The following is a 6,076-nucleotide window of genomic DNA, read 5'->3' as shown; positions in this document are numbered from 1 at the left end:
GCCCTTGCCGTTGCCGGTGTGGACCAGCACCAGCCCGCGCTCCGGATCGGCCGCCACCTTGCGCTTGGCTTCCTGTTCCGCCTTGAGCGCCCGCATCCGCGTCTTGTGGTCGTCGCCTTCGTCCATGCCCGTCCCGCTCCCGTTCAGATGGTGATGCGGCCGCCATAGGGCAGCGTGAAACGCCACGCATCTTCCCGGCCCGCCTGCGCGAGCGCGGCGCGGATCACGCCATTGTGCGTGACGACCAGCGTCGTGCCGCCGATCGCGCAAGCGTCGGCCAGCGCTTTTGCGACGCGCGCGGAGAAGATAGCGACACTTTCCCCACCATGCGCGCGGGCATGATGGAAATCGATGGCCCAGCCGTCGATCTGGTCTCGCGGCAGGTCGTCCCAACGGCGGCCCTCCCACGCGCCGAAGTCCATCTCGGCGAAGCGATCGTCGACGTGTGGCACCAAGCCGGTCGCGTCGGCGACGAACTGGGCCAGCCGCCGACAGCGGCGCAAAGGGCTGGTCAGGATCCGGTCGACGCGTGGCAGGTCGGCCGACGCGGCGGCCGCGTCGTCCGCGAAGCTATCCGCGCAATCGAAGTCGGTCGCGCCATAGCAGACACCGGCCGCGACCGCGGGCCGCGTGTGGCGCAGCAGGATCAGACCCATGCGAGCAGCCCCAGATAGACGCCAACCTCGCTAACCTGCTGCACCGCGCCCAGGCAGTCGCCGGTGTAACCGCCCAGCCGCCGCTCGAAAGCCAGCCGCGCGGCGCCGTGGCCGATCGCGAGGCCGGCGAGCGCGAAGAGGACGCCGGCGCCCCCGATGGTCCATGCGAGCGCCGCGGCGATCAGCGCGCCGGTGCCCAGCGCGACGAACAGGCTTGCGGTCGGCACGCCGTCGGCGGTGAACTTGCCCGTGCCGTCGTCGCGCGCGTAGTGGCTCGTGACGATGACCAGCACAGCGGAAAGGCGGCTCAGCCCGTGGCCCGCGATCAGCGCGATCGGAACCCCCGGCGGCGGCAGCGCGGCCAGGGCGGCTACCTTGAGCGCCAACACGATCGACAGCGCCAGCGCGCCATAGGTACCGATCCGGCTGTCGCGCATGATCTCCAGCGCGCGCGCGCGGCCTGCGCCGCCGATGCCGTCGAACGTGTCGGCAAGCCCGTCCTCGTGAAACGCGCCGGTCAGGAGCAGCGTCGCCGCGCAGGACAGCAGGATGGCGATCAGCGGCGTGAACGGTCCGGCGGCGGCGAGCATGACCAGCGCCGCCGCGCCGCCGACCAGAATGCCGACCAGCGGGTAATAACGGACCGCGGCGCGCAGCCGCCCGGGCGTGTACGCTCCAGCCGGCACCGGCAGCCGCGTCAGGAACTGGACGGCGACGGCGAAGGTCGCGGCTTCCTCGCGCGGTCGAAACGTCAATTCCGTCCGCTCACGCCCGCGTCCTCGAAGGTGGCCATCTCGCGCAGCATCGCGGCCGCGGCCTTGACCAGCGGCCAGGCAAGCAGCGCTCCCGTCCCTTCGCCCAGCCGCATGCCGAGATCGAGCAACGGCTCCGCGCCGAGATGATCGAGCAGCAGTCGATGCCCCGGCTCGGCCGAGCGATGCGCGAAGACCACGGCGTCGCGGCTCGCCGGCTCCAGCTTGGACGCGGCGAGCGCGGCGGCGGTGGCGATGAAGCCGTCGACAATCACGATCCGCCCGGTCGCGGCCGCGCCGATCGCCGCGCCCGCCATCATCACGATCTCGAACCCGCCATATTCGCGTAGCGCAGCGCCGGACGGCAGGAGCGGATCGGTGCGCGACGCGGCCCCGGCCAGAACCGCGCGCTTGCGGTCCAGCCCGGCCGCGTCGACCCCGGTGCCGGGACCGACCAGATCGCCCACTGTCCGGCCGAGCAGCTTCGCCCCGACCAGCGCCGCCGCCGAGCTGTTGCCGATCCCCATCTCGCCCAGGCAGATCGCGTCCCCTGGCGCGGCCTCGGCGAGCTCGCGCCCGATCGCCAGCGCGGCGTCGCACTCGGCTTGCCCCATCGCCGGCTCGATCGCCGAATTGCGCGTGCCGGCCGCGATGCGGCGCGAGATCAGCGCGGGATGGGCGATCGCCTCGCCCGCGACGCCCGCATCGACGATGCGCACCTCCACGCCCACCGAGCGCGCGATGACGGTCGCGGCGGCTCCCCCGTCCAGGAAGTTCACGAGCATCTGCCGGGTGACCGTCTGCGGGTAGGCCGACACGCCGCCTGCCGCGATCCCGTGATCGGCCGCGAACAGAAGCAGCGTCGCGGTCTCGATCGTCGGGGTGAGCGAGTCCTTGAACCGGGCGATCCGAGCTGCCAGCGTCTCCAACCGCCCAAGTGAACCCGGTGGTTTCGTTTTCGCATCGAGTGCGCGTGCGATCTGGGCATCCGATAACGGCAACTTGGAAAACCTCGTGCTGGTCGTGGAACGACGGCCTATCCCAAGAAGGTCGCGCGCGGAACCGAAACGCCTCCTACTTGCAGCCGCTCGCGATGATGCGCGGCGGGAACTGCGATGAGAGGCAATGCCCGGCTCACATCGCGTAAGTCCGATCAACCCGGCGGGCGCACGTTCGATGAGACGGAAACCACGATCGGTGCGACGGACGCGCAATAAGATCCCGTCCGCGCGAGATGCCCGGAACCGTAAGAAAAGCCGGTTGGCGGAGCCGGGCGCACGCGTGCCGTCGCCACTCGGACCCCAAAGCCTTCCTGACTCCACCGCCGCCGCGCTATAATCCGTGGGCGCGGGCGCGCTCGCCGAGGTGGACCGCGCTGGGCTTGGGCGTGCGTGCGAACGTCTTGGGATCCACCGAGACCAGGCCGAAACGCTCACCGTAACCCTTGGTCCATTCGAAATTGTCGAGCAGCGACCAGTACATATAGCTATGGACCGGGATACCCTCGTCGATGCACCGGCGCACTTCTTCGATCGTCGCGTCGATGAACGCGATGCGGCGGGCATCGTCATCGGTCGCGATGCCGGACTCGGTGACGTAGATCGGCTTGCCGATCAGACGCGCCGCAAGCCTGATCGTGTCACCCAGCGCCGGCGGATAGTACTCGTACCCCGCCGCAGTCATCTCGGCGCCCTCCGGAGCGGGAAGAGCGCCATGATCGCCGACCCGGATCCGCGTATAGGTCTGGACGCCGACGAAGTCGCTCGCCTTGGCGGCCTCGATCCAGCCGCCATACATCGCGTCTTCGACGATCGGTGCCAGACTGTTCGGCCCGACCGCTTCCACCGACTGCATCGACAAGGTGACGCCGACCGGGAAATCACCGGTCGAAGCCTTGATCGCGGCCTGCGCCTTCGCGTGCGCGTCGAGCAGCACCGGCTGCGTCCGATCGGGATCCGCGAACAGCAGGGACGAGAACTCGGGCGACGAGGTCGCCTGCGCGGCGGCGGCGATCATCGACTTGACCGCATCCGCGTCGGCCTTGCTGCGCCCCGCGCGGAGCAGCTTCAGCAGAAGCGGAATGTTCGCCTCGTTGAAGGTCGAGGCCATTCCGATCAGGTCGCCGAGCGCATCGGTCGCCCGGCCGGCGAAACGGGCGAACAGATCGGCGCCGTCGGCGACCTCGAACCCGCCGCGCTGGGCGAACCACAAGGGGACGGTGAAATGGCTGTAGGTCAGGATCGGCGCCAAGCCGTGCTTGCGACATGTTTCCAGCACACGGACATAGTGGTCGAGTTCCGCCTGCGAGAAGCGTCCCGGTTCGGGTTCGATCCGCGCCCACTCGATGCCCATGCGGTAGCAATTGAAGCCGAGTTCCGCGGCGAGCGAGATGTCCTCTTCGTAGCGGTTGTAGCTGTCGCACGCGTCGCCTGACGGATCCTTGAACACGGTGCTCGGCAGGTTCTCCAACAGCCACGCGTCGGAATGGATGTTGTTGCCCTCGCTCTGATGCGCAGAGATGGCGGTTCCCCAAAGGAAGCTCGCTGGGAGTGGTCGGCGGGCTGAGGGTTCTGACCCGGTCGCCGCGGCGACACGACCCCGGCTTGCGGTTCCAGCCAACGTCGGGGCGGCCCCGGTCACCATCTCGCGTCTCGACATATCGGTTCCTTCCGTATCGTTGGTCGCCGTCCATTGTTCGTCCGTCGCGCTCCCCGCAATGCCGTGGCAGTTGCGGGGTAAGCCGCTAGGATGCCTTCAAGCCCCGCCTATCGGCCGGCCGCGCGATCGAGCATCCTCTCACTCGGCATTCCACGACGCGCGACGCGCCAAGAACGACGTCGAAGCGACGTTCGCGACTGCCCCGACGAGCAAAGGAACGAGATCGTGACCCATCCCAGCAACCTTCACAAGCCGTACGGTCCGAATGCAGCTGGTCGTCTCCCTACCTGCATCGATGTGGACCGGCGGGTCGGCGGCGCCGTGGACCACCATCGCCGGAGCGGCGATCCAAGCGGACAGCCGACGCATACGGACGATCGTCGACTGCGCTCTTTCTGGTCGGCTTCATGGTTCGACCGTACCGGGTGTTCCGCAAGCGGCTATAGGGCTTGCTCCGAACGACATGGCGGGACCTCCCGGCGCTCGAGCCGATCATCGGACCGACAGCCGGGCCCGTCCGTCGTCCCGAACGGCCGAGGGCTGGGTCGCCGCGATGGCTTCATATTGCGCCAATTCGGGCGGGACGTACCGATGCAACGTCTCCACCTCGTCATGGTAGGCGGCCCACACCGTGTCGGCCATGACCGACGGCTGCATCAACCTGAACATGCCTTCGGTCGGCAACGCCGACCTGTGCTCGGGCGGCAGCATGGCCGTGTCCGTGATGCCCGTGACGGCATGCCCGACCCGGATGCCATGCGGGTGCAATTCCAGCGCCATCGCCTCCGCGAAGCCCCTGAGCCCGTGCTTGCTGGCCGAATAGGCGGCCAGGTCGGCCGCGCCGAAGATCGAGGAGGCCGATCCCGTGAAGAAGCACAGCGAGTTCGGGGTACGCTCCAGCAACAGTCGAGCGCTGCGCACGCCGATCATGGGGCCGAGCAGGTTGACGGCGATTATGCGCTCCACCGTCTCCCAGTCCATGTCCTGGAACCGCCCGTGCGAGATCACGCCCGCGTTATTGTGGAGGACGTCCATGCGGCCATCGGTGATCGCGCCGAACGCGGCGACCGCGCCCGCGAATGCGATCGGATCGGCGACATCGAGCGGCAAGAACATCGCCCGCTCTTCCCCGAGTTCCTCGGCGAGCGCCGCGAGCCCGGACCGGTCGATGTCGAAGCATCCCACGAACCAACGCTCGGCCGCGAACCGCCGCGCGGTGGCGGCGCCCATGCCCGATGCGGCACCCGTGATGAAGATCGTCTTGCCCGCCGCGTCCACGCCTCGATCCCCGCCCTTCGCGATGTCCATCCCGCATAGTCCGTCTTGGAAAACTTGACAAACGACAATTGCTATAGGATCAGAACTTACCTTGGAGAAACCGGAGCGGACATGAGCCCACGCGGCGCCGTCACTCCTATCTTACCGGCCGTAGCGATGCCGGCCAGCGGCAAGCTCGGGTTCTCGACCAAGGATGCCCGATCATCCGGTCGGGCAGCTCAACCCGGCCGGCCACCGGACCTATTCCTTCGTCGCGGCGGCGCCGATGACGGAGTCGATCCGATCGAGGAGATAAGAGATGGTGGAGCAGGTCGACGTGGTCGTCATCGGGGCCGGGTTGTCGGGGATCAGCGCGGCGGCGCTGCTCGGGAGGGAGCTTTCCGACCAGCGCTACCTGGTCCTGGAGGCCCGCGACGATGTCGGAGGAACCTGGGACCTGTTCCGCTATCCCGGCGTGCGGTCCGACAGCGACATGCACACGCTCGGTTTCAGCTTCCATCCCTGGACGGATCGGAAGGCGATCGCCGGCGGCGACCAGATCAAGCGCTACATCGCCGAGACGATCGACAGGTTCGGCGTGCGGCCCAACCTTCGGCTCGGCCACCGCATGGTGTCCGCCGACTGGTCGACCGAGCGCGCTCGCTGGCGGATCGTCGCCGAGCGCGGCGCGGGAAACGCCGTCGTGATCGAGTGCCGGTTCCTCTATATGGGATCGGGCTATTACAATTATCG

The 6,076-nt window shown here is 68.4% G+C and carries 6 protein-coding genes; 1 reads left to right on the top strand and 5 read right to left on the bottom strand.

From position 1 onward, the window contains the following. Nucleotides 1–143: 143 nt before the first annotated feature. The 5 genes from cobC to ACFE71_RS14390 form a co-directional block, all read right to left on the bottom strand. Nucleotides 144–656 carry an alpha-ribazole phosphatase family protein gene (gene cobC / locus ACFE71_RS14410; RefSeq protein WP_375429455.1) on the bottom strand — a complete coding sequence of 171 codons (513 nt, stop codon included), beginning with the start codon at nt 654–656 and terminating at the stop codon, nt 144–146. Further along, a complete protein-coding gene (cobS, locus tag ACFE71_RS14405) occupies nt 647–1,411 on the bottom strand; it encodes an adenosylcobinamide-GDP ribazoletransferase (RefSeq protein ID WP_375429454.1) in 765 nt (254 codons plus the stop codon). Before cobS ends, cobC begins: the two co-directional genes overlap by 10 nt. Next, nucleotides 1,408–2,409, bottom strand: a complete 1,002-nt coding sequence (gene cobT, locus ACFE71_RS14400) for a nicotinate-nucleotide--dimethylbenzimidazole phosphoribosyltransferase (protein WP_375402036.1) — start codon at nt 2,407–2,409, stop codon at nt 1,408–1,410. The genes cobS and cobT overlap by 4 nt, the downstream gene beginning before the upstream one ends. A gap of 331 nt (nt 2,410–2,740) precedes the next feature. After that, the gene (locus ACFE71_RS14395; protein ID WP_375429456.1) at nt 2,741–4,051 is read right to left on the bottom strand and encodes a glycoside hydrolase family 1 protein; all 1,311 of its coding nucleotides are present in this window, start codon (nt 4,049–4,051) and stop codon (nt 2,741–2,743) included. A gap of 507 nt (nt 4,052–4,558) precedes the next feature. After that, nucleotides 4,559–5,374, bottom strand: coding sequence for an SDR family NAD(P)-dependent oxidoreductase (locus ACFE71_RS14390; RefSeq protein WP_375429453.1), 816 nt, complete (start codon nt 5,372–5,374; stop codon nt 4,559–4,561). A gap of 268 nt (nt 5,375–5,642) precedes the next feature. Here ACFE71_RS14390 and ACFE71_RS14385 point away from each other — a divergent pair. Next, a partial coding sequence (locus tag ACFE71_RS14385; RefSeq protein ID WP_375429452.1) for an NAD(P)-binding protein occupies nt 5,643–6,076 on the top strand: 434 nt, incomplete at its 3' end.

It is taken from the genome of uncultured Sphingomonas sp., from assembly GCF_964237155.1.
Classification (GTDB): Bacteria; Pseudomonadota; Alphaproteobacteria; order Sphingomonadales; family Sphingomonadaceae; genus Sphingomonas.
Note: the sequence above shows the minus strand (reverse complement) of the source record. Positions and strands in the feature narration are given on the sequence as shown.